This is a genomic window from Chenggangzhangella methanolivorans (assembly GCF_019797865.1).
In the GTDB taxonomy this organism is placed as follows: domain Bacteria; phylum Pseudomonadota; class Alphaproteobacteria; order Rhizobiales; family Methylopilaceae; genus Methylopila; species Methylopila methanolivorans.
The window spans coordinates 1,289,565-1,313,187 of record NZ_CP081869.1 but is presented as its reverse complement, the minus strand read 5'-3'; the positions used below and the strand labels follow the sequence as shown (position 1 = coordinate 1,313,187).

16 protein-coding genes and 1 pseudogene are annotated in these 23,623 nt (G+C 68.5%); 8 read left to right on the top strand and 9 right to left on the bottom strand.

The genetic code is table 11. The annotated features are described in order from the left end of the window. Nucleotides 1–7: 7 nt before the first annotated feature. Nucleotides 8–718, bottom strand: a complete 711-nt coding sequence (locus K6K41_RS06940) for a response regulator transcription factor (RefSeq protein ID WP_261404450.1) — start codon at nucleotides 716–718, stop codon at nucleotides 8–10. Between the two features lie 138 nt (nucleotides 719–856). Here K6K41_RS06940 and K6K41_RS06935 point away from each other — a divergent pair, with 138 nt between their 5' ends. After that, on the top strand, nucleotides 857–1,621 hold the full coding sequence (locus K6K41_RS06935) for a HugZ family pyridoxamine 5'-phosphate oxidase (protein ID WP_261404449.1): 765 nt from the start codon (nucleotides 857–859) through the stop codon (nucleotides 1,619–1,621). 330 nt (nucleotides 1,622–1,951) lie between these two features. Continuing rightward, complete coding sequence (locus K6K41_RS06930; protein ID WP_261405667.1) at nucleotides 1,952–3,568, top strand: phosphoenolpyruvate carboxykinase; 1,617 nt, start codon at nucleotides 1,952–1,954, stop codon at nucleotides 3,566–3,568. Nucleotides 3,569–3,652: 84 nt separating this feature from the next. Here K6K41_RS06930 and K6K41_RS06925 read toward each other — a convergent pair whose 3' ends face one another. Then, complete coding sequence (locus tag K6K41_RS06925) at nucleotides 3,653–4,270, bottom strand: TetR/AcrR family transcriptional regulator (RefSeq protein ID WP_261404448.1); 618 nt, start codon at nucleotides 4,268–4,270, stop codon at nucleotides 3,653–3,655. A gap of 115 nt (nucleotides 4,271–4,385) precedes the next feature. On the opposite strand from K6K41_RS06925, the gene K6K41_RS06920 reads away from it, so the two are divergent. Next, nucleotides 4,386–5,372, top strand: coding sequence for an aldo/keto reductase (locus K6K41_RS06920; protein ID WP_261404447.1), 987 nt, complete (start codon nucleotides 4,386–4,388; stop codon nucleotides 5,370–5,372). A 4-nt stretch (nucleotides 5,373–5,376) separates the two neighbouring features. On the opposite strand, the gene K6K41_RS06915 is transcribed toward K6K41_RS06920, so the two are convergent. Then, nucleotides 5,377–6,840 carry a sodium:proton antiporter gene (locus tag K6K41_RS06915; RefSeq protein ID WP_378148992.1) on the bottom strand — a complete coding sequence of 488 codons (1,464 nt, stop codon included), beginning with the start codon at nucleotides 6,838–6,840 and terminating at the stop codon, nucleotides 5,377–5,379. Nucleotides 6,841–7,072: 232 nt separating this feature from the next. On the opposite strand from K6K41_RS06915, the gene K6K41_RS06910 reads away from it, so the two are divergent. Continuing rightward, nucleotides 7,073–8,305 carry an SGNH/GDSL hydrolase family protein gene (locus tag K6K41_RS06910; protein WP_261404446.1) on the top strand — a complete coding sequence of 411 codons (1,233 nt, stop codon included), beginning with the start codon at nucleotides 7,073–7,075 and terminating at the stop codon, nucleotides 8,303–8,305. An 84-nt stretch (nucleotides 8,306–8,389) separates the two neighbouring features. Beyond that, nucleotides 8,390–8,719, top strand: a complete 330-nt coding sequence (locus K6K41_RS06905) for a GlpM family protein (RefSeq protein ID WP_261404445.1) — start codon at nucleotides 8,390–8,392, stop codon at nucleotides 8,717–8,719. A 7-nt stretch (nucleotides 8,720–8,726) separates the two neighbouring features. Here K6K41_RS06905 and K6K41_RS06900 read toward each other — a convergent pair whose 3' ends face one another. The 3 genes and pseudogenes from K6K41_RS06900 to K6K41_RS06890 all read right to left on the bottom strand — a co-directional run bounded on the left by K6K41_RS06900 (nucleotide 8,727) and on the right by K6K41_RS06890 (nucleotide 11,350). After that, complete coding sequence (locus tag K6K41_RS06900) at nucleotides 8,727–9,539, bottom strand: OmpA/MotB family protein (protein WP_261404444.1); 813 nt, start codon at nucleotides 9,537–9,539, stop codon at nucleotides 8,727–8,729. 1 nt (nucleotide 9,540) lies between these two features. Beyond that, nucleotides 9,541–10,317: a motility protein A gene (locus K6K41_RS06895; RefSeq protein WP_261404443.1), complete on the bottom strand. Its 777-nt coding sequence runs from the start codon at nucleotides 10,315–10,317 to the stop codon at nucleotides 9,541–9,543. Between the two features lie 108 nt (nucleotides 10,318–10,425). Then, a pseudogene (locus K6K41_RS06890) lies at nucleotides 10,426–11,350 on the bottom strand (KpsF/GutQ family sugar-phosphate isomerase). 337 nt (nucleotides 11,351–11,687) lie between these two features. On the opposite strand from K6K41_RS06890, the gene K6K41_RS06885 reads away from it, so the two are divergent. Next, a complete protein-coding gene (locus tag K6K41_RS06885; RefSeq protein ID WP_261404442.1) occupies nucleotides 11,688–13,274 on the top strand; it encodes an outer membrane beta-barrel protein in 1,587 nt (528 codons plus the stop codon). A 41-nt stretch (nucleotides 13,275–13,315) separates the two neighbouring features. Here K6K41_RS06885 and K6K41_RS06880 read toward each other — a convergent pair whose 3' ends face one another. Next, a complete protein-coding gene (locus tag K6K41_RS06880) occupies nucleotides 13,316–14,197 on the bottom strand; it encodes a UTP--glucose-1-phosphate uridylyltransferase (RefSeq protein ID WP_261404441.1) in 882 nt (293 codons plus the stop codon). 197 nt (nucleotides 14,198–14,394) lie between these two features. Here K6K41_RS06880 and K6K41_RS06875 point away from each other — a divergent pair, with 197 nt between their 5' ends. Beyond that, nucleotides 14,395–15,513, top strand: a complete 1,119-nt coding sequence (locus K6K41_RS06875; RefSeq protein WP_261404440.1) for a lytic murein transglycosylase — start codon at nucleotides 14,395–14,397, stop codon at nucleotides 15,511–15,513. A 52-nt stretch (nucleotides 15,514–15,565) separates the two neighbouring features. Further along, complete coding sequence (locus tag K6K41_RS06870; protein ID WP_261404439.1) at nucleotides 15,566–17,092, top strand: SGNH/GDSL hydrolase family protein; 1,527 nt, start codon at nucleotides 15,566–15,568, stop codon at nucleotides 17,090–17,092. A gap of 148 nt (nucleotides 17,093–17,240) precedes the next feature. On the opposite strand, the gene K6K41_RS06865 is transcribed toward K6K41_RS06870, so the two are convergent. Continuing rightward, nucleotides 17,241–18,665: a glutamate synthase subunit beta gene (locus tag K6K41_RS06865; protein WP_261404438.1), complete on the bottom strand. Its 1,425-nt coding sequence runs from the start codon at nucleotides 18,663–18,665 to the stop codon at nucleotides 17,241–17,243. Between the two features lie 165 nt (nucleotides 18,666–18,830). After that, complete coding sequence (gene gltB / locus K6K41_RS06860; RefSeq protein ID WP_261404437.1) at nucleotides 18,831–23,552, bottom strand: glutamate synthase large subunit; 4,722 nt, start codon at nucleotides 23,550–23,552, stop codon at nucleotides 18,831–18,833. Nucleotides 23,553–23,623 lie beyond the last annotated feature (71 nt).

The following is a 23,623-nucleotide window of genomic DNA, read 5'->3' as shown; positions in this document are numbered from 1 at the left end:
TCGCGCTTCAGGTCTCCTTGAAGCGGTAGCCGACGCCGTAGAGCGTCTCGATCATGTCGAAGTCGTCGTCGACCGCCTTGAACTTCTTGCGCAGCCGCTTGATGTGGCTGTCGATGGTGCGGTCGTCGACATAGACCTGGTCGTCATAAGCCGCGTCCATCAGGGCGTTGCGGCTCTTCACGACGCCCGGGCGCATGGCGAGCGCCTGCAGAATCAGGAACTCGGTGACGGTGAGCGTCACCGCCTCGCCCTTCCAGGTGCAGGTGTGGCGCTCGGGGTCCATCATCAGCTGGCCGCGCTCGAGGGCCTTGGAGTCCGGGCCCTTGACCGCGCCGCCGGGGGCCGTCGGATCCTTGGCGCTCGCGCGCCGCAGCACCGCCTTGACGCGCTCGACCAGGAGGCGCTGCGAGAACGGCTTCCGGATGAAGTCGTCCGCGCCCATCTTGAGGCCGAACAGCTCGTCGATCTCCTCGTCCTTCGAGGTGAGGAAGATCACCGGCAGCTCGGACTTCTGGCGCAGGCGCCGCAGAAGCTCCATCCCGTCCATGCGCGGCATCTTGATGTCGAAGATGGCGAGATCCGGCGGGGTCGAGCGAAGACCTTCGAGCGCGGTCGCGCCGTCATTGTAGGTCTGTATCCTGTAACCCTCGGCTTCAAGCGCGATGGAGACGGACGTGAGGATGTTTCGGTCGTCGTCGACCAGGGCGATCGTCGGCATGGCGCCTTCTTCTATAGCATAGACTGTGCGGCTTGAACCGGGCCGGCGTGGCTGAAATGTGACGCTCGGGCGTTCGCCCCAAGAAATTCAGGCGGTTCCCTCGATTTTGACAGGGGCCGGCATCCGAAGGACCGATCCATGACTGAGTTGAACGTCGCGCAGCCGTCGTCCCCTGCGGCGCCGGCTTTCGATCCTGTGGCCTCCGCGCGCGCGCTGCTGCGTTCCGCCAGGCGCGCGAGCCTTGCGACCGTCGACGCCGGGACCGGGCGACCTTACGTCTCTCTCGTCGCAATGGCGACCGCCCCGGACGGCGCGCCGCTTTTGCTCGTCTCGGATCTCGCGCGCCACACGCGAAACCTGAAGGCCGATCCGCGCGCGAGCGTGCTGTGCGCCGACGTGGGGCAGGGCGATCCGCTCGCCCACCCGCGCGTGACGCTGTTCGGCGTCTGCGAGGCGATCGACAAGGAAGGCCACCGCGCGCGCTGGCTCGCGCGTCAGCCCGAGAGCGGCGGCTATTTCGACTTCGACGACTTCCACATGCTGCGCCTTTCCCCCGAAGGCGCGCATCTCGTCGCCGGCTTCGGACGGATCGTCGATCTCAACTGGGATCGGCTGCGGACCGAGACCTCGGGGGCTGCGTCGCTCCTCGAGGCGGAGGCGGGCATCGTCGAGCACATGAACGAGGATCACACCGACGCGACGCGGCTCTACGCCACCGCGCTCCTCGGCGCGGCCGACGGCGCATGGCGCTTCGAGGGCTGCGATCCGCTCGGCTGCGAGATCGGCCTGGCGGGCGAGGCCCGCTACCTGCCGTTCCCGTCTCCCGCCGCCACCGCCGGCGACGTCCGCAAGGCGCTGGTGGCGCTTGTGGGCGAGGCGAGGGCGAAGACGGCGGCCGGATGACGCGCCGGCGACGCGGCGGCGGAGACGCCGTTGCGGCTCCTCTCGCCGGCGACGATCGATAAAATTCACCGCCTCATACGAAAAGCCGATGACGCTATGGTTGTTCATCGGTATTAAATGCGCCTGTCAGGCGGATTGAATGATAGGGCAGGGATGCTGACGCGATTTTAGCGTCGCGGAGGCCCAAAAGGGCATTTTGGTCCGCCGTCGCCCACCGCTTCATGACGTCTTGTCATGATCGCGCCGATTTTCGCTGTTTCGTGAGGATGACCCGAAATGACTTCTGCCACCGCGAACGAGTTCGGCGGCGTCCACACGGAGGACTTGGAATTGCGACAGACGGGCGTATGGAACGCGTCGCACGGCGCCGAAGCCTTCGGCTTCGAGAAGCTGGGCGGCGTGAACTGGAACCTGCCTGCGGCGGTCCTCGTGGAGCGCGCGGTGCGTCGTGGCGAAGCGCAGCTTTCGGCCTCTGGCGCGTTGACGGCCGAGACGGGCGTCCACACCGGCCGCTCGCCCAAGGACAAGTTCGTGGTGCGCGACGAGTCGACCGAGAACGAGGTCGAGTGGACCACCAACGCGTCGATGACGCCCGAGCAGTTCGAGAACCTGCGGCAGGACTTCCTGGCCCATGCTCAGGGCCGGGAGCTCTTCGCCCAGGATCTCTATGGCGGCGCTGACGCCGGGCATCGTCTGCCCGTGCGCGTCTACACCGAATACGCCTGGCACTCGATGTTCATCGCCACGATGCTCATCCAGCCCAAGCGCGACGAACTCGAGGGTTTCGTTCCGAAGCTCACGATCCTCGACTTCCCGAGCTTCACCGCTGATCCCGCCCGGCACGGCTCGCGCGGCGGCACGATCATCGCGGTCGACTTCACGCAGGGGATCGTGCTGATCGGCGGCACCTCCTACGCTGGCGAGATGAAGAAGTCGGTCTTCACCTTCCTGAACTACCTGCTGCCGAAGAAGGGCGTCATGCCGATGCACTGCTCGGCGAATGTCGGCGAGGACGGCTCGAGCGCCGTGTTCTTCGGCCTTTCGGGAACGGGCAAGACGACGCTCTCGGCCGATCCCGCCCGCGCGCTCGTCGGCGACGACGAGCATGGCTGGGGCCCGGAGGGCATCTTCAACTTCGAGGGCGGCTGCTACGCGAAGACGATCCGCCTCACGGCCGAGTCCGAGCCCGAGATCTTCGCGGCCGCGCATCGTTTCGGCGCGATCCTCGAGAACGTGCCGCTCTCGGCCGACACGCGCGAGCCCGACTTCGACGACGTCTCGAAGACCGAAAACACCCGCGTCGCCTATCCGCTCAAGTTCATCCCGAACGCGAACGAGACGGGCAAGGCCGGCCATCCGAAGAACATCGTGATGCTGACCTGCGACGCTTTCGGCGTGCTGCCGCCGATCTCGAAGCTCACGCCCGCGCAGGCGATGTACCACTTCCTCTCGGGCTACACCGCCAAGGTCGCGGGCACCGAGAAGGGGGTGACCGAGCCGCAGGCGACGTTCTCCACCTGCTTCGGCGCGCCCTTCATGCCCCGCAACGCCGCGGTCTATGGCGAGCTGCTCAAGAGCCTGATCGCCGAACACGGCGTCGATTGCTGGCTGGTCAACACCGGCTGGACCGGCGGCGGCTTCGGCTCGGGCAAGCGCATCTCGCTCAAGGCGACGCGCGCGCTGCTGACGGCTGCGCTCGACGGCTCGCTTAAGGACGCCGAGTTCCGCGCCGAGCGTTTCTTCGGCCTCGAGGTTCCGAACGAGGTCGAGGGCGTCGACGCGTCGATCCTGCGGCCGCGCCGCACCTGGGCCGACAAGGCGGCCTATGACGCGGCGGCCGCCAAGCTTCGCGGCATGTTCCAAGCGAACTTCCGCACCTATGAGGGCCATGTGGACGACGAGGTCCGCGCCGCCGGCCCGCAGGAGTTCCGCGAAGCCGCGGAGTGACGCTTTCGGGGGCCGCGTCCGCGCGGCCCTAGATCTTCTGGAGCCTACTTCTGGCCCCCGGCTCCCTCCGGGGGCTTTTTTCGTTCAGTCCACGAGGCGCGCGATCGCCGCGTCGACGACCGCGTCGCGATCCTTGGCCGGCGGGAAGCCGAGCACCCGCGGCCAGAACAGCGCTTCCTTGACCATGCCGAGAAACTGCACGGCGCGCGCCTCGGCGGTCAGCCCGAGCGCGTCGGCCTTGCCCTCGAAATAGCCGGTCAGCTCCGCGACCGCCGGAGCCTTGCCGGCCTGGTAGTAGATGTCCGACAGCTCCGGAAAGCGCGTTCCCTCGGCGATGAGCAGGCGCAGGAACGGCAGAACGTCGGGATGGCGCCAATGCTCCTCGAGCCGGGCCACATAGCCGCGCAGCGTGTCGCGGACGTCGTCCTCGGGGCGGACCGGCGGAGCTTCGGACAGATTCGCCCAGGAGATCCGCAGCACGGCGAGAAACAGCGCCTGCTTGCTCTCGAAGTGATTGTAGAGCGTGCGCTTGGAGACCGGCGCGTCGCGCGCGACCGCGTCCATGCTGGTCGCGCCGTAGCCGTGCGCAAGGAAGAGCTCGCGCGCCGCCGCGACGATCTGGTCGCGCTTTGAGGCGCGGCCGGGACCCGTGGGCGCGGCCGGCGGGCCCGCCTCGTTCGCCCCGCGATCTCCGGATTCCATGACGCTACGCCTTGACGTGTGTAAACGGTACGGTGTAGTTTACACCTGCCGCCGGTCGGATGGAAGTTTTTCGTCTCCGCCCGGTTTCCCCCAAACTACTCGACAGGCAGCTCAGATGAAACAGCGTCCGCTCGGCCGCACGGGCCGACTCGTCTCCGAAATTGGCCTCGGCTGCATGGGCATGTCCGAATTCTACGGCGTTCGCGACGACCATGAGAGCATGGAGACCCTGCACGCCGCAGCCGACTATGGCGTCACCTTCTTCGACACCGCCGACATGTATGGCGCGGGACACAACGAAGAGCTGGTGGGTCGGTTCCTGAAAGAACGCGCCGACGACCTTCTGGTCGCAACAAAGTTCGCGATCGTGCGCGGCGCGAACCCGGCGGACCGCCGGATCGACAATTCGCCCGCCTATATCAAACAGGCCTGCGAGGCGTCGCTGAAGCGGCTCGGCGTCGAGGCCATCGACCTCTATTACTGCCACCGCTTCACCGGCGAGACGCCGATCGACGACGTCGTCGGCGCGATGGCCGAACTCGTCTGGGACGGCAAGGTCAAGGCGATCGGCCTCTCGGAAGTGACCTCCGCGACGCTGCGCCGGGCCTGCGAGACCCACCACGTCGCTGCGCTTCAAACCGAGTATTCGCTCTGGGCGCGCGATCCCGAGAGCGACCAGATCGCGACCTGCCGCGAGCTCGGCGTGACCTTCGTGCCCTATTCGCCGCTTGGCCGCGGTTTCCTCACGGGCTCGGTCCCGCAGCGGGGCGACCTCGCGGCGGGCGACTTTCGCCTCATCGATCCGCGCTTCTACGGCGAGGCCGGGGAGGCGAACGCCGAACTCGTCGAACGCGTGAAGGATCTGGCCGCCGAACGGGAGTGCGAACCGGCGCAGATCGCGCTTGCCTGGGTTCTGGCCAAGCAGCCGGACGCGATCCCGATCCCCGGCACCAAGCGCCGCACATGGCTGATGCAGAACATCGACGCCGCCAAGGTCGAGCTGACGCCCGACGAAGTCGCGGTCCTCGACGTCGCCTTCGACCCGTCGAAGGTCATCGGAGCCCGCTACCCGCAGGCCTCGATGACGGGCATCAACGCTTAGAGCGTCAGAGGAAGAACAGCCAGGTCGCGAGCAGGAAGCACGGGCCGAGGACGCCGAAGCTCCAGGCCATGTAGCCGAAGAAGCTCGGCATCTTCACGCCGCGGTTCCGCGCGATCGCCAGCACCATGAAGTTGGGGGCGTTGCCGATATAGGTCAGCGCCCCCATGAACACCGCGCCGCTCGACACCGCGGCGAGGGTGGACGCCAGCGGGCCCATCAGCTCCTGCGCGTTTCCGCCCGCGAGGTTGAAGAACACGAGATAGGTGGGGGCGTTGTCGAGCACGCTCGACAGAAGGCCCGTCATCCAGAAATAGATTTCGTCGCGCGGGCTCCCGCTCTCGTCGGACACGAGCGCGACCAGCGGCGCGGCGGCGCCTTCCGTCCCGGCTTTGAGGATCAGCAGAGCCGGAATGAGCGTCGCGAAGATGCCCGCGAACAGCTTCGCTACCTCCTTGATCGGCTCCCAGTCGAAGCCGTTCGCCTCGCGCACCTCCGTCGGGGTGATCTTCAGCGAGATGAGCGCGAGCGCGATCAGGATCGCGTCGCGAACCAGCGACTGCAGCCCGACATGCGTGCCCCAGAGATCGAGCTCGATCCCCGGTTTCCAAACTCCGCTCATCAGGATCGCGGCGACGACGCCGGCCAGCAGCGGCAGGTTCTGGAGGCCGACGAGCCGCACCCGGCTGTCCGGCGTGGGATCGGGCTTCGGCGCGTGCTCCTCGCGACCGTAGAGCCAGCGGTCGAGCAGATAGAAGATGACGAGCAGCGTCACGACCATGAAGCCGGTCTCGGCGGCGAGATGCGTCGTGGTCCAGAAGAACGAGACCCCCTGCAGGAAGCCGAGAAACAGCGGCGGGTCGCCGAGCGGCGTCAGCGAGCCGCCGATGTTCGACACGAGGAAAATGAAGAACACCACGACATGGACGTTGTGGCGGCGATTGTCGTTGGCGCGCAGCAGCGGGCGGATCAGCACCATGGACGCGCCGGTGGTGCCGATGACGCTCGCAAGCAGGGTGCCGATCGCCAGCAGCCCGGCGTTCACCGCCGGCGAGCCGTGGATGTTGCCCTTCACCAGAAGGCCGCCCGAAATCGTGAAGAGCGAGAACAGCAACACGATGAAGGGGATGTATTCGAGCGCGGCGGCGTGAACGACTTCCGACGCCACCGCGCCGGGGCCCTGGGTCGCGGCGAAGGGGATCAGCAGCGCCAGCGCCCAGAAGGCCGAGACCTTGCCGTAATGGTGGTGCCAGAAGTGGGGCGCCGCGAGCGGCAGGACGGCGATCGATCCCAGCATTCCGACGAGCGGCAGCGCCCAGATCGGCGAGAGCCCACGGCCATCGACATGGCCATGAACCAATGGCCGGACGAGCGGATCGATCACGGAAACCAACAGGGCGACCGCGACGACGGCGCCCACGACCCAAATGAGCGGCGACGGACGTGTGCGGCCGGACTCCAAGCTCGTCATGACGCCTTCCAAAACCGACGAAGGCCCCGCGGCGGAGCCTCGAAAGTGTTAGGCCGCGCGCGGCCGACGGCCAAGGCCTTTGGAGCGGAACCGTGTGGACCGCGCGCGAAGCGCCGCCCGACATGCGGCGGAAATCAGGTGGTCGTCCGACCAGAATGTGTCTGTTCAAGTCGAGACGTACGTGCGACGTTTTGTCCGTGAGAGGGCGAACAACGCCCCCCGGGAGGAAACGATGAAGCATTCGGTAGGAGTTCGACTTCGTTCATTGCTTTGCGCGGCGGCCCTCGGCGCGACGCTTGGCGCCGCGCCGGTCGAGGCGCAGGAGGCGCGCTGGTTCGCCACCTGGTCGGCGAGCCCCGGCTGGGGACAGCCGGAGGCCGACACGCCGACCGGCGGGCTCGACGGAGACACCGTCCGCACCGTCCTTCAGACCAGCCTTGCGGGCGACGCCGCGCAGCTGCGGATCTCCAACCTCTATGGCGACCGGCCGCTCAAGATCGGCCGCGCCACCATCGGCCGCGCGGGTTCGGGCGGATCGGTCGAGGGCGGCGTGGTCGAGGCGCGGTTCAACGGCGGGAAGGGGATCCTCATCCAGCCGGGCGGCTCGGCGATCAGCGACCCCGTCGCGTTCGACGTGCCGGCGCGTCAGGACCTCGCGGTGAGCCTGTTCCTCGAAGACGCCGAAGGTCCGGCGACCGCCCATGACCTGGGCGTCCAGACCTCCTACGTCGCGGCCGGCGACCAGACGGGAGCGTCCGCGCTCAACGGCGCCGCCACGACCGCGAGCCGCTACTTCCTCACCGGCGTCGACGTGCTCTCCCGCAAGGGGCGCGGCACGATCGTGGCCTTCGGCGACTCGATCACCGACGGCTACATGATCACGCTCGACAGCGACAAGCGCTGGCCGGACCTGCTGGCCAAGCGCCTCGCGCGCGCCGGCATGCCGTTCGCCGTCGCCAACGCCGGCATCAGCGGCAACGGCCATGTGGTCGAGAGCCTGCCCCAGTTCGGCGACAATGCGCAGGAGCGCTTCGACCGCGACGTGCTGAGCCTGCCGAACGTCACGCACATGATCGTTCTGCTCGGCATCAACGACATCGGCCAGCCGGGCGGGGAGGGCGAGCCGCCCACCAAGGCCAAGCTGATCATCGACAGCCTCGCCCAGCTCGCGGCGCGCGCCCGCTCCCACGGGATCAAGGTGTTCGGCGCGACCCTGACCCCGTTCGAGGGCACGGTTTTCCCGGGCTACTACACCGAGGAGGGCGAGGTCGTGCGCCAGAAGGTCAACGCCTGGATCCGCTCGACCGACGCCTTCGACGGCGTGGTGGACTTCGAGACGGCGCTCGCCGATCCGAAGAACCCGACCAGGATCCGGCCGGCCTACGACTATGGCGACCGGCTGCACCCGAACGACAAGGGCTTCGCCGCGATGGCGGAGGCGATCGACCTCGGGCTGTTCCGCTGAATGACGGCCGGCGGGGCGGTCGGGCGTGGTCCCGTCCGTCCCTCCGGCCTATGGTCGGCCCTTCTCGGAACGGAGGGCGCGGCCGTGGACGTCATCTGGAAGGGCGCGCTCGGCGGCCTCGTGACCGCGCTGATCGTGCTGGCTTCGAAGAAGGGAGACGTGCTGCCGGGCATCCTGCCGCTCGCGCCGACCTTCGCGTTGATCGCGCTGCTGGCCGTCGGCTCGAAGGGAGACCCGGAAGGATTTCGGACCGCGTGCCTCGCCGGGGCGAAAACGATCCCGGCCTATCTCGCCTTCCTCGGCGCCTGCTGGCTGCTCATCGGAAAGCTGGACTACCGGCTCGCGGTGCTGGGCGGGCTCGCGGCCTGGCTCGTGGTCGCGCTCGCGATCTTCGTCTTGCCGCAGCGCGGCTGAGGCCGTCTCAGGGCTTGAGATTCATCGGCACGACGCCCGGCGCCGCGGTCAGCGAGATCGTCACGCGGCGGTTGGCGGCGATCTGCGGGGCGTCGGGGAACATCGGCTCGGTCGACGAGCGCCCGACGACGCTGCGGAAGCGCGCGTCCGGAACGCCGGCCGAGGCGAGCAGGCCGCGCACCGCGCTCGCCCGGTCGGCCGAGAGCTTCCACGGGTCGACGTTGGAGGCTTCCGAGACGCCGGCGGCGGTGTGGCCCGAGATCGCGATCGGATAGTTCAGCGCGCGCAGCGACGGCGCGACGGCGGCGAGCGCGTCGACGACCCGGCGGGACGGCGTCGAGGAGCCGGCGGGGAACATCGACCGTCCGTCCTCGTCCACGATCGCGATCGAGACGCCGTCGGTCGAGCTTTCGACGACGATCTGGCTCGACATGTCGGCGATTTCGGGCATGGAGCGCAGCGCCTGGCGCAGCGTCGCGGCGGCGCGGGCGTAGCCGCGGGCCGCGGCCTCGGTGTCGGCGCGGCTCGCCGAGAGCGGCCCGGCGAGGTCGGAGGTCTCTTCCGGGCTCCGCGCCTCGTTGTATTTGAGCTCGGTGCGGGCCGGCGAGCCGCCGATGTCGATGATGCCGTCGGCGATGATCGTTTTCTGGGTGCCGAAGGCCTCGCGCATCGAGCCGGCGACGATCGACATTTTCTTTTTGTCCTGCGTCGAGAAGGCGACGAGCACGACGAAGAAGGCCATCAGCAGACCCATGAGGTCGGCGAAGGTCACGAACCAGCCGTGGCCGCCGCCGTGGTCGGCGTGTTTCTTCTTGGCCATTTCAGGCGGCCGCTTCCATCAGGTCGGCGCGTTGCTTCTCGGGCAGGTAGGCGATCAGCATTTCCTTGATGACGGCGGGGCTCTTCCCGGCGCGCAGCTGCAGCACGCCGTCGATGACGAGCGTCTGGTTCAGCTCCTCATGGGCGAACTTGATGTTCAGCTTGTCGGCGATCGGGAGGAAGAAGAAGTTGCCCACGACCGCGCCGTAAAGCGTCGCGAGCAGCGCGATGGCCATGAACACGCCGAGCTTCGACGGGTCCGACATTTCGGCGAACATCTGCACCATGCCGATGAGCGTTCCGATCATGCCGAACGCCGGGGCGCAGTCGCCGATGCCGCGGAACACCTTGCCGGCCATCTCGACGCGGTGGAGGTGAAGGTCGCGCTCGCGCTCGAGCGTCTCGCGGATGAAGTTCTCGTCGAACCCGTCGGCGACGTAGCGCACGCCCTTGGCCAGGAACTTGTCGTGCGGCGTCGCCTTGTCGAGGCCGACCGGGCCGGACTTGCGCACGATGTTCGCCATGTCGGCGATTTCGGCGATCAGGTCGCGCGGATTGGCGTGGCTGCCGCCGAAGCCGAACACGGTCTTGAGCGCGGTGGGGAACGAGGACAGGAAGGCGCCGAGCTCGAAGCGGATCAGCGTGGCGGTGATCGAGCCGCCGAAAATCACGATCACGGCGTGTTCGGAGTAATAGCGCTCGAGGCCGCCGCCCTCGTGGATCAGGAAGGACAGCACGCCGATGCCGCCCACGAAGCCAATTATAGTGGCGAAATCCATGTCCGGTCCTCAAGGCGCGCTCGGGTGCGAGGCGGCCGTCGGGCGGCATGGTGAAGATTTGGAGTTAAGGCCCGGTGAAGCGCGCAGGTTCGCGCGCTTCACCGCCGCTCAGGCGATCCCGAGCTTCAGCAGGTCGTGGATGTGGACGAGGCCGACCGGGCGGCCGTTCTCCACCACGAACAGCGCGGTGATCGCGCGGCCCTGAAGCTCGCTCATCGCGCCGGCCGCGAGGTCGTCGGGCGCGATCGTATGGGGGGAGCGGCTCATGACCTCGTCGACGCGGGCCTCGATCAGCCGCGGGCCCATGTGGCGGCGCAGGTCGCCGTCGGTGACGATGCCGAGAAGCGCTCCGGTCTCGTCCGTCACGCCCACGCAGCCGAAGCTCTTCTGCGACATGACGATGAGCGCCTCGGACATCTTCGTGCCGGCGCCGACCAGCGGGACCGCCGGGCCGACATGCATGACGTCGCGCACGAAGGCGAGCACGGCGCCGAGCTTGCCGCCGGGGTGGAAGCGCTTGAAGTCGCCGGGCGTGAACTGGCGGCCCTCGAGCAGCGCCACGGACAGCGCGTCGCCGAGCGCGAGCTGCATGGTGGTCGAGGTGGTGGGAGCAAGGCCGTGCGGGCAGGCTTCGCCGACGCGCGGCAGGATCAGCACGACGTCGGCGGCGCGGCCGAGCGCGCTGTCGACCTTCGAGGTGACGGCGACGACGGGCACGCGGAAGCGGGTGGCGTAGTGCAGCATGTCGCGCAGCTCGGCCGTCTCGCCCGACCAGGACAGGGCCAGCACGACGTCGTCGGACGTGATCATGCCGAGGTCGCCATGGCTCGCCTCGGCCGGATGCACGAAGAAGGCCGGCGTGCCGGTGGAGGCGAGCGTGGCGGCGATCTTGCGCCCGACATGGCCGCCTTTCCTTGCCGCTGACGATCACCCGGCCGTTCGAGCCGGCGATGATCTCGACGGCGGCCGCGAAGGAGACGCCGAGCGCGCCCTTCAAAGCGCCGCCGAGGCTCGCCAGGCCTGCCTGCTCGATCTCGATCGTGCGGACCGCCGACGCGATCGCCTCGACCCGCGCGCGCGTCGCGTCGGCGCTGCGGAAGTGCGTCGGAGCGGCGGGCGCGTCGGCCGGCTGGCGAAGCGGCTGGTTCATGGACGGTGGTGCTCCCGAAAAACAATCGCGCGAAAGGCGTCGCGAGGGTTGTACCACACGACGTCTCGCCCGCGCATCCGTGCGCCCACATACGACGCCGCATGGCGGCCCCGCAAAGGCATGACGCGAAAGGGAATATTAACCACGTCCGGCGAGGATCGTTAACCATGCCGCATCGCGCCGGCCGGCGCAGCCGTCCCCGCGAACAGTCAAGGACGTCATGTCGCGCCGGGCGATCTTCCGCGCCGTTCTCCTCGCTTCGGCCGTCGCGGTCGTCGGGGACGCGCGCGCGCAGAGTTCTGGAGAGCCGTTGCGCCGTCTCGACGAGCGTACGCTCGGTCTGCCGGTGCAGGGCGGACGACCCGCGGCCGGAGGCCGCTCCACGCCCCAGGCCGCGACGCAGGACGGGCTGGCGGGCGGCGACTACGGTCAGACCCCCGCCTCGCCGACCCCGCTCGCGGGCGGGGATTTCGGCGTCGAACCTGCAGATCCCGGAACGCTTGCGGGCGGCGGCTATGGCGAGCCCGCGACGCCCGAGGGCGAAGGCGAACGCACGGCCCCGATCGCCCCGTCCTATCTCGCCGATCCGCTCGCCGCGGGTCCTGGCGGCTTCGACCGCACGCGCCTGCGTCGCCCGGCCTCGCCCGTCGACGACGCCTATGCGCCGACGGGGGTGACGGCCGGCGCCTTCACGCTGCGGCCGAGCCTCGAGACCGCCGCCGGATACGACGACAACCCGAACCGCGTCGACGGGAGCGCAAAGGGGTCGGGGTTCGTCCGCCTGAAGGGCGAGCTCGACGCGCAGTCGAATTGGTCGCGTCACGCGCTCGACTTCGAATCGAGCGCCCAGATCCGCAGATATGAAAGCGTCCGGCCGGGCTACGAGCCGGACCTGAACGCCGCGCTGTCGGGACGGCTCGACATCAGCGAGCGCACCCAGATCAACGCGCAGTTGCGCGGCTCCGTCATCGCCTCGCAGCCTGGCGACCCTGAGACGAGCGGCATCAAGGGCGACGAGATCTCGCGCTCCGTCGGCGCGACGCTCGGCGTCGCCCAGCGCTTCAACCGGCTGAGCCTCCGGCTCGACGGCCTGGTCGACCGGTACACGGTCAAGGATTCCAAGCTCACCAATCCGGACCCGGTCACCGGCGACGACATGCGCGACAATTCCGATCGCGCCTACAACAGCTATCAGGCGCGGCTGCGCGCCTCCTACGACCTGTCGCCGAAGCTGCAGCCCTTCGTGGAGACCTCGGTCGACACCCGCGACTACGACCAGAAGATCGACAACACCGGTCTGCGCCACCTCGGCTCGGACGGCTTCGCGGTCGGCGGCGCGCAGTTCGAGGCCGGGCGGCTGGTCACGGGCGAGCTCGGCCTCGGCTATGGCCGCCAGACGCCCAAGGACGGCGGGCTGAAGCCCGTCGAGGGCGTGCTGATCGACGGCAACGTCGCCTGGACCCCGACCGCACTCACCACCGTTCGGGGAACCGTGCGGACGAGCCTGCAGGAGACCAGTCTCGTCAATTCGAGCGGCATCCTCGACCGCAGCGGCGAGCTGTCGATCGAGCACCAGTTTCGCCGGAACTTCATCGGAACCGCCCGGCTCGCGTTCGACCGCGCTGAATACAAGGGCGGCGCGAAGCTGACGCAGGACCAGCTCACCGCCGGCCTCGGCTTCGAATACAAGATCAACCGCAACGTCGCGTTGACCGGCAAATTCGATCGCGTCTGGATGGACAGCACCGCCCAGGGCGCCGACTATGTCGCCTCGATCGTCGAGTTCGGGCTTAAGTTCCGGCGCTGAACGCCGGGCTCCAGCGCCCGGCGCCGTCGCGGGTTCGAGCGTCAGCCCTTCAGCAGCGCTTCGATCTCGGCCCGGAAATCGGCCGAAACCTCTTCGCGCGCGAGGCCGTAGGCGACGTTGGCGGCGAGGAAGCCGAGCTTCGAGCCGGTGTCGAACACCTTTCCGGAGAACTGGAAGCCTGAGAAGGGCTGGGCGTCGGCGAGCTTCAGCATCGAGTCGGTGAGCTGGATCTCGCCGCCGGCGCCCGGCTCCTGCTTCGACAGCAGGTCGAAGATCTCGGGCTGGAGAATGTAACGGCCGGAGATCGCCAGATTCGACTGGGCCGTGCCTTTCTTGGGCTTCTCGACCATCGAGGTCATGGCGAAGCCCTTGCCGACGTCCTCGCCCCGGCCGACGATCCCGTACTGATGGGTCTGGTCGTCCGGCACCTCGTAGACCGCCACGACATTTCCGCCGCCGGCCTCGTCATAGACGTCGATCATCTCGGCGAGGCAGCTCTTCTTGGCGAGATGCAGCATGTCGGGGAGGATCAGCGCGAAGGGCTCGTCGCCCACGATGTCGCGCGCGCACCAGACTGCGTGGCCGAGGCCGAGCGGCTCCTGCTGGCGGGTGAAGCTCGTCGTGCCGGCCGCCGGAAGCTGCTCCTTCAGGATCGCGATCGCCTCCTTCTTGTCGCGGCGCGCGAGCGTGTCGTCGAGCTCGTAGTTCTTGTCGAAATGATCCTCGATCACGCCCTTGCCGCGGCCGGTGACGAACACGAAGTGCTCGATGCCTGCGGCCTTCGCCTCGTCGACCACATGCTGGATGACGGGTCGGTCGACGACGGTCAGCATTTCCTTCGGGGTCGCCTTGGTGGCGGGCAGGAAACGCGTGCCGAGGCCGGCGACGGGAAACACGGCCTTGCGGATCTTCTTGGCAGGCATCGGGGCTCCGGGGATCGGCGGCCGTATATTGGCCGTCATGGACACGTAGTTTGGGGGCGTATGTGGGAGGCTTCGGCCCGTCGTAAAGCCCACGCGTCCGTGAAGCCTTGGTTAACCGAAAGCTAACTTCCGCGCGTATCCTTGGTTAATTCGATGCTAACCCGCCGCGAGAGCGTCGGCCTCGAAGGAGACGCCAAATGACCTTCCGGCTCCGGTCCGTGCTTGCGATCGCCGCGGCGAGCCTCGCCCTTGCGGCGAGCGCGCCCGCGTCGGCTTTCGCGCAATCGTCGCAGGCGCGCTTCGACGCCTACGTGCAGCGACTGAAGCCGGAAGCCATGAAGGCGGGCGTGTCGTCCGCGCTCTACGACCGGGCCTTCCGTGGGCTCAAGGTCGACCAGGAGGCGATCGACAAGTCCAACACTCAGCTCGAGTTCAAGCAGTCGATCGCGGTCTATATCGACACGCAGGTCTCCGACACCCGCGTCGCCAACGGCAAGGCGAACGCGGCGAAATACGCCGACCTGCTCGCCCGCATCGAGCGGACCTACGGGGTCGACCGCTATGTCGTGCTCGGCGTCTGGGGCATGGAGACCAACTACGGTTCCTCGATGGGCGGCCACAACGTCATCGAGGCGCTGGCGACGCTCGCCTGCTGCGCGACGCGGCGGCCGGAGTTCTTCCGCAAGGAGCTAATCGCCGCGCTGCAGATCCTCCAGCAGGGCAACGTCGCGCCGGAGAACATGATCGGCTCCTGGGCCGGCGCCATGGGCCAGACCCAGTTCATGCCGACGAGCTTCAAGGCCTACGCGGCCGACGGCGACGGCGACGGCAAGCGCGACATCTGGGGCTCGACCGCCGACGCGCTCGCCTCGACGGCGAACTATCTCAGAAAGCACGGCTGGAAGTCGGGCGTCCGCTGGGGCCAGGAGGTCACCGGCGGGGGCGGGGAGGGCAAGCTGTTCCGCCCCGGCGGGCCGAACGGGCCGGCCTTCATGACGACGTCGAACTACCGCGTCATCAAGCGCTACAACAACGCGGACAGCTACGCGCTCGCGGTCGCGCATCTCTCCGACCGCATCCGGGGCGGCGGCCCGATCCAGACGCCCTGGCCGAACCACGACAAGCCGCTCGACGAGCCCGGCCGCTTCGAGCTTCAGGCGCTGCTCGCCCGGCGCGGCTACGACGTCGGCGAGCCGGACGGCAAGATCGGACCGGCGACCCGCACCGCGATCATTTCCTACCAGCGCCAGCAGGGCATCCTGCCGGACGGCTACGCCAGCGTCTCGCTGCTGCGCCGGATGAAGTCCGGCCGTTGACCGTCTTCCCGCCTCGGTGGCCCGCGGCGCGGGGCCGTGTTATCGTTTGAAGATGACACGGCTCGCTCTCGGCGCGATCGCGGCGTTCATGCTGGCGGCCCTCTTCGCAGGGTCCGGCGGGGAAGCGCGCGCCCAAGGGTATTCCCAGCGCTATTACGAAGCCGCGCCGCGCGAGCGCGTCTATCGCGAGCGTCGGGTCTACGACGAGGACGACGACGCCTATTTCGAGCGACGCCAGCGCTACTACAGCCGTGACGCCGTCGCGCGCCGCAACGCCCAGCGCCGGATGCGCGAGGTCGAGGTGGAGCGGCCGAGAAGCCTGAACTTCTTCCAGCGCCTTTTCGGAGGCGGCTCCGCCGACACAGACCAGCGCTCCGACCAGGGCGCGGTCGAGGTCAGGCCGGCCAAGCGTCCCCCGCGTCGTCGTCCCGCAGTCGCCGCCCGACCGCCTGCTCCGATCCCGGCCGATCCAGGCGCCGCCGCGGCCGCCGCCGCTGCTGGGGCGAGCGTCGGAGCCGCCGCGGCGCTTCAGCCGGGAGCCGCGCCCGCGCCGGCGCCCGTCCAGCCCACAACCTTCGTGGCCGTCGTCGGCGACAGCATCGCGGACCAGCTCGCGGTCGGCTTGCAGGAGGGCTTTGCAGACGCGCCCGAGCTTGCGGTGAAGCGCATCGTGAAGCCGAATTCCGGGCTGGTGCGCGACGACTATTTCGACGTCGTGGCCGAGGCCCGGAAAGTTCTCGACCAGGGTCCGTTGACCTACGCCGTCTTCGAAGCGGGCGTGAACGACCGACAGCCCTTCCTCGACATGCGAAAGGAGCCGCCCCTCTCCGACGCCTGGCGCAAGCGCTATGCCGAGCGGATCGACGCGGTGCTCGCGCCCTTCAAGGAGCGCAAGATCCCGATCTTCTGGACGGGCCTCACGGCGAGCGAGTCGACGCGCGCCACCGCCGACCACGTCGCGATCAACGCCATCGCCCGCGAGCGCGTCGAGGCGGCGGGCGGGACCTACGTGGACGTGTGGGAGGGCTTCGTCGACGAGGACGGCCTTTACATGGAGAGCGGGCCGATGCTCGACGGCCAGATCGGCCGTCTCCGGCTCGACGACGGCGTGCATTTCTCGAAGGCGGGCGCGCGCAAGCTCGCCCATTACGTCGAGCAGGAGATCCGCAAGGTTTTCCAGCCGAAGTCAGTCCAGCCCGACGCTGTGATGGCGGCGATCGCCCCGGAAGCGGGCGCGACCGCGATCCAGCCGGCGCCGACCGCGGAGCAGCCGCGGCCGATCTCCAGCCCGCTCATGGTTCTCACGGCTCCGCGCCGGAGCCAGGGCGGCGCGCTCGCCGCCGCCACGCCGATGCCGATCCCGGCGCGCGACGCCTCGCAGTCGGCCGCGAAGGTGCTGGTCAACGGCGAAGGCATGGAGGCGGACGCCGGCCGCATGGACGACCACCGCTGGCCGGGCGCGGAGCAGCCTGCGCCCGCAGGTCCGAAGACGACCGAGATCAAGGCCTCTCCGGCCGCGCAGACGGCGCAGCCCGCGACGCTGATCGACCCACGCCCGGTCGAACAGCAGGGACGGTAGCCGGGGCGGTCATCCCGGGCTGAGCGCCGGGGTCAATCTCAGGAAGAAGCTCGTCATGCCCCGGACGATCCGAGGCATGACGGAGCAAGGTTCGAGCGTCTCTACCGACCCGTGATCCCGGCTTTCGCCGCGCTTCGCCGAGGGCCGATCACCTCGGCAGCGTCGTCGATCCCATCAGAAAGATGTCGATCGCGTGCGCGGCCTGCCGGCCCTCGCGGATCGCCCATACGACGAGCGACTGGCCGCGGCGCATGTCGCCGGCCGCGAACACCTTCGGGTTCGACGTCACGTAGCTCTGCTCGTCGGCGAGAACGGCGCCGCGCTTGTCGAGCGCCACGCCCGACTCCTGCACCAGGCCCTCGAGCAACGGCCCGCGGAAGCCGAGCGCGATGAAGACGAGGTCGGCCTTGAGGATGAACTCCGAGCCCGGGACCGGCTGGCGCTTGGCGTCGGCGCGGGCGCATTTGATGCCCGTGACGCGGCCCTTCGCGCCCTCGATGCCGAGCGTCACGGCCGCGAATTCGCGTTCCGCGCCCTCGGCCTGGGACGACGAGGTGCGGAACTTCATCGGCCAATAGGGCCAGGTGAGGAGCTTGTCCTCGATCTTCGGCGGCACCGGGCGGATGTCGATCTGCGTGACCGTGATCGCGCCCTGGCGGAACGAGGTGCCAACGCAGTCGCTGGCCGTGTCGCCGCCGCCGATGACCACGACGTGCTTGCCTGCGGCGCTCACCGGCGCCTCGGGGATCGAGCGTTCGTCGCCGACGCGGCGGTTCTGCTGAACGAGGAACGGCATCGCGTAATGGACGCCGGTAAGCTCCTGACCGGGAAGCGAAGGATTGCGCGGATCCTCGGCGCCGCCGGCGAACAGCACGGCGTCGTGGCCGTCGACGAGCTCCTGCACCGGCGTCGTGACGCCGACGTTCACGCCGTAGTGGAACGTGACGCCCTCGGCCTCCATCTGCTTCACGCGGAAGTCGATGTGGCCCTTCTCCATCTTGAAGTCGGGAATGCCGTAGCGCATCAGGCCGCCGGCCTTTGGCTCGCGCTCATAGACATGGACGTCGTGGCCGGCGCGCGCGAGCTGCTGGGCCGCCGCCATGCCGGCGGGGCCGGAGCCCACCACCGCGACGCGCTTGCCCGTCTTGGTCTCCGGCGGCTCGGGCTTCACCCAGCCCGCAGCGATCGCCTTGTCGGCGATCGCCTGCTCGACCGTCTTGATCGCGACCGGCGTGTTCTCGAGGTTCAGCGTGCAGGCTTCCTCGCAAGGCGCGGGACAGATGCGGCCGGTGAACTCCGGAAAATTGTTGGTCGAATGCAGGTTGCGCGCGGCCTCCTGCCAGTCGTCGGCGTAGACGAGATCGTTCCAGTCCGGGATCTGGTTGTTGACCGGGCAGCCCTGCGGCCCATGGCAGAACGGAATGCCGCAATCCATGCAGCGCGCGGCCTGCTTGGCGACCTCGGCGTCCGACAGCGGGAGGGTGAACTCCCGGAAATGACGGATGCGGTCGGAGGCGGGCTGATAGCGCGCTTCCTGCCGTTCGATCTCAAGAAAACCAGTGACCTTGCCCATTTTGGTCTCCGCCGGAGGCCCTTTGCAACGCACGGCCTCAGGCCGGCGTCGACGCGGTCCACCCGAAAGCGGACGCGCCGATGACGAATTAGATCATTTCTGAAGACGTGTCCCGCAGGGCCTCCATAGGCCCTGCGGAAATGCTGCGCCAGTGGGCGTTCCGCCTCACTCAGCCGCCTGCAGCGCGCGCGCCTTCTCCATCTCGCGCAGCGCCTTGCGGTACTCGACCGGCATCACCTTGACGAACTTCGACCGGTAGTCGGCCCAGTTGTCGAGGATCTGCTTGGCGCGGGTCGACTCGGTGTGGACGTGGTGCGCGGTGATCAGCTGCTTCAGCCGGTCCTCGTCGTGGCGCGTCATGTCCGGGTCGACCTCGATACGGCCCTTGAACTCGAGGTCGCCGCCGTGGTGGTGGAGCTCCTGCATGAGCTCCTCCTCCTCCGGCACCGGCTCGAGATCGACCATCGAGAGGTTGCAGCGCGCGGCGAAGTCGCCGGCCTCGTCGAGCACATAGGCGACGCCGCCCGACATGCCCGCCGCGAAGTTGCGGCCGGTCTTGCCGAGCACCACGACCACGCCGCCGGTCATGTATTCGCAGCCATGGTCGCCGGAGCCCTCGACGACCGCGATCGCGCCGGAGTTGCGGACAGCGAAGCGCTCGCCGGCGACGCCGCGGAAGTAGCACTCGCCCTCGATCGCGCCGTAGAGCACCGTGTTGCCGACGATGATCGACTCCTCGGCCACGATGCCGGCGTTCTTGGCCGGCCGCACGATGATGCGGCCGCCCGAGAGGCCCTTGCCGACATAGTCGTTGGCTTCGCCCGTGAGGTCAAAGGTCACGCCCGCGGCGAGGAACGCGCCGAACGACTGGCCGGCGGTGCCGGTCAGCTTCACCGTGATGGTGTCGTCCGGCAGACCTGCCGATCCGTAGGCCTTGGCGACCGCGCCGGACAGCATGGCGCCGGCCGAGCGGTTGCGGCTCGCGATGGTTCGCTCGATCGTCACCGGCTCGCCGCGCTCGATCGCGGGCGCGGCGGCGGCGATCAGGTCGCGGTCGAGCACGCTCTCGAGATGGTGGTCCTGCGTCTCCGCATGGCGGATCGCGACGTCGGCCCCGACCACGGGCTTGGCGAACAGCTTCGAGAAGTCGAGGCCGCGCGCCTTCCAGTGGTTGATCGCCTCGCGCTTGTCGAGCAGGTCCGAGCGGCCGATGACGTCGTCGAGCTTCGAGAAGCCCATCTCGGCCAGAAGCCCGCGGACCTCTTCGGCCACGAAGAACAGATAGTCGATGACGTTCTCGGGCGTGCCCTTGAAGCGCTTGCGCAGCACCGGATCCTGCGTGGCGATGCCCACCGGACAGGTGTTGAGGTGGCACTTGCGCATCATCAGGCAGCCGGCCGCGATCAGCGGCGCGGTGGAGAAGCCGAACTCGTCGGCCCCGAGCAGCGCGCCGATCAGCACATCGCGCCCCGTGCGCAGTCCGCCGTCGACCTGCAGCCGGACGCGGCCGCGCAGCTTGTTCATGACGAGCGTCTGCTGGGTCTCGGCGAGGCCGGTCTCCCAGGGGCCGCCCGCATGCTTCAGCGAGGTCAGCGGGCTCGCGCCGGTGCCGCCCTCGAAGCCCGAGATCGTGATGTGGTCCGCGCGCGCCTTGGCGACGCCGGCCGCCACCGTGCCGACGCCGACTTCCGAGACGAGCTTCACCGAGATGTCGGACGCCGGATTGACGTTCTTCAGGTCGTAGATGAGCTGCGCCAGATCCTCGATCGAGTAGATGTCGTGGTGCGGGGGCGGCGAGATGAGACCCACGCCTTGGGTCGAGCGGCGCACCTTGGCGATCGCGGCGTCGACCTTGTGGCCGGGCAGCTGCCCGCCTTCGCCGGGCTTGGCGCCCTGCGCGACCTTGATCTGGATCATGTCGGCGTTGACCAGGTACTCGGCGGTCACGCCGAAGCGGCCCGAGGCCACCTGCTTGATGGCCGAGCGCTTCGAGTCGCCGTTCGCGAGCGGAACGAAGCGCTCCGGCTCCTCGCCGCCCTCGCCGGTGTTCGACTTGCCGCCGATCCGGTTCATGGCGATGGCGAGCGACTCATGCGCCTCGCGGCTGATCGAGCCGAACGACATCGCCCCGGTGACGAACCGCTTCACGATCTCGGCCGCCGGCTCGACGTCGTCGACGGCGACGGGATCGCGGCCGCGCTCCTTGGCGTTCTTCACGCGGAACAGGCCGCGCAGCGTCAAGAGCTTCTCGGACTGTTCGTTGAGGTCGCGGGCGAACTCCTCGTACTTGGCGTAGGAGCGCGTGCGCACCGCGTGCTGAAGGTTAGCGACCGAGTTCGGCGTCCAGGCGTGGTCCTCGCCGCGGATGCGGTAGGCGTACTCGCCGCCGACGTCGAGCGCCGATCGCAGGATCGGAACGTCCGAGAAGGCGAGCGTGTGACGGCGCACCGTCTCTTCCGCGACCTCTGCGAGGCCGACGCCGCCGACCGGCGTCGCGGTGCCCGAGAAGTACTTGTCGACGAACTCCTTCGACAGACCGACCGCGTCGAAGATCTGCGCGCCGCAATAGGACTGATAGGTCGAGATGCCCATCTTGGACATGACCTTGAGCAGGCCCTTGCCGATCGACTTGATGTAGCGCGTGCGCACCTCATAAGCGTCGACGCGCTCGGGGAAGTCGAGCGCCTGATGCATCTCCTCGAGCGTCTCGAAGGCGAGATACGGGTTGATGGCTTCCGCGCCGTAGCCCGCGAGCACCGCGAAGTGATGCACCTCGCGCGGCTCGCCCGACTCGATGACGAGGCCGACCGACGTCCGCAGACCCTTGCGGATCAGGTGATGATGCACGGCCGCGGTCGCGAGCGCGGCGGGGATCGCGATGCGGCCCGACCCGACCAGACGGTCGGACAGGATCACGATGTTGAAGCCGCCATGGACCGCCGACTGCGCGCGCTCGCACAGCCGCTCGAGCGCGTCAGCCATGCCGGCCGCGCCCTTCTCGGCCGGATAGGTGGTGTCGAGCGTGCGCGACTGGAACTGGCTCTCGGCGAGGTCGTCGATCGCGCGGATCTTCTCCAGATCTTCGTTGGAGAGGATCGGCTGGCGCACCTCGAGCCGCTTCTTCTTCGAAGAGCCTTCGAGGTCGAACAGGTTCGGGCGCGGACCGATGAACGACACGAGGCTCATCACGAGCTCCTCGCGGATCGGGTCGATCGGCGGGTTCGTGACCTGCGCGAAGTTCTGCTTGAAGTAGGAGTAGAGCAGCTTCGACTGGCGCGACAGCGCCGACAGAGGCGTGTCGGTGCCCATCGAGCCGACGGCTTCCTGGCCCGTGGTCGCCATCGGCGACATCAGCAGCTTCACGTCTTCCTGGGTGTAGCCGAAGGCCTGCTGGCGATCGAGCATGCTGGCCTGCGTGCGCGGCCGCGGGGCCGGCGCGTCGGGCAGGTCCTCGAGGACGAGCTGGGTCTTCTTCAGCCACTCCTTGTAGGGGCGCGCCGAGGTGAGGCTCGCCTTGATCTCCTCGTCGGAGACGATGCGGCCTTCGGTCAGGTCGATCAGCAGCATGCGGCCCGGCTGGAGCCGCCACTTGCGCACGATCTTCTCTTCCGGGAAGGGCAGCACGCCCATCTCGGAGGCCATCACCACGAGATCGTCGTCGGTGACGTACCAGCGCGCAGGACGCAGGCCGTTGCGGTCGAGGGTCGCGCCGATCTGGCGGCCGTCGGTGAAGGCGACCGCGGCCGGTCCGTCCCACGGCTCCATGACGGCGGCGTGGTACTCGTAGAAAGCGCGGCGCTGCTCGTCCATCAGCGGGTTGCCGGCCCAAGCCTCAGGCACCAGCACCATCATGGCGTGGACGAGGCTGTAGCCGCCGCGCACGAGGAATTCGAGCGCGTTGTCGAGACAGGCGGTGTCGGACTGGCCCTCATAGGAGATCGGCCAGAGCTTCGAGATGTCGTTGCCGTAGAGCTCGCTGTCGACCGACGCCTGCCGCGCCGCCATCCAGTTCACGTTGCCGCGCAACGTGTTGATCTCGCCGTTGTGGGCGACCATTCGGTAGGGATGGGCGAGCGACCAGGCCGGGAAGGTGTTGGTCGAGAACCGCTGGTGAACGAGCGCGAGCGCGCTCTCGAACAGCGGGTTCTTGAGGTCGGGATAATAGGCCGCGAGCTGGTCGGCCAGGAACATGCCCTTGTAGACGATGGTCCGGCAGGAGAGCGACACGGGATAGTAGGACGAGGCCTGCGGGTGGTCCCCATAGACCTCGTTCGAGACGATCTTGCGCAGGATAAACAGGCGGCGCTCGAACTCGTCCTCGTCCTCGATGGAGGGCGAGCGTCCGATGAACACCTGAAACTGCGTCGGCTCGGTCGGCTTCACGCTCTCGCCGAGCGAGGAGTTGTCGGTCGGCACCTCGCGCCAGCCCAGCAGCGTGTGGCCCTCGCTCGCGATCGCGCGCTCGAGCGCCGCGCGCACATGGTCGATGCCCTGCTGGTCGCGCGGGCCAAAGCCGTGGCCGACCGCATACATCCCGGGCTCGGGCAGCTCGAAGCCGAGCCGTTCGGCCTCGGCCGCGAAAAACTTGTGCGGAATCTGCACCAGCATGCCTGCGCCGTCGCCTGCGCGCGGGTCCGCGCCCACGGCGCCGCGATGCTCGAGGTTCTCGAGGATCTTGAGGCCATGCTCGATGATCGTGTGGCTCTTGCGGCCCTTCATGTCGGCCACGAAGCCGACGCCGCACGAATCCTTTTCATGGCGCGGGTCGTAGAGGCCCTGCGCCTTCGGAAGACCGTGATCGACCACGATGGTTCGGACGGCAGAGCCGGCGCGGCCGTCGAGGTCGGTCGCGGGAGCCGGAACTCGCTTCGTCACGGGCGTCTCCATGGCGATCTCCTTGGATCCGTTCAAGCCAACGGCCCGAAGGCCATGCACGATGGGCGCCGAGACGCCCCTTA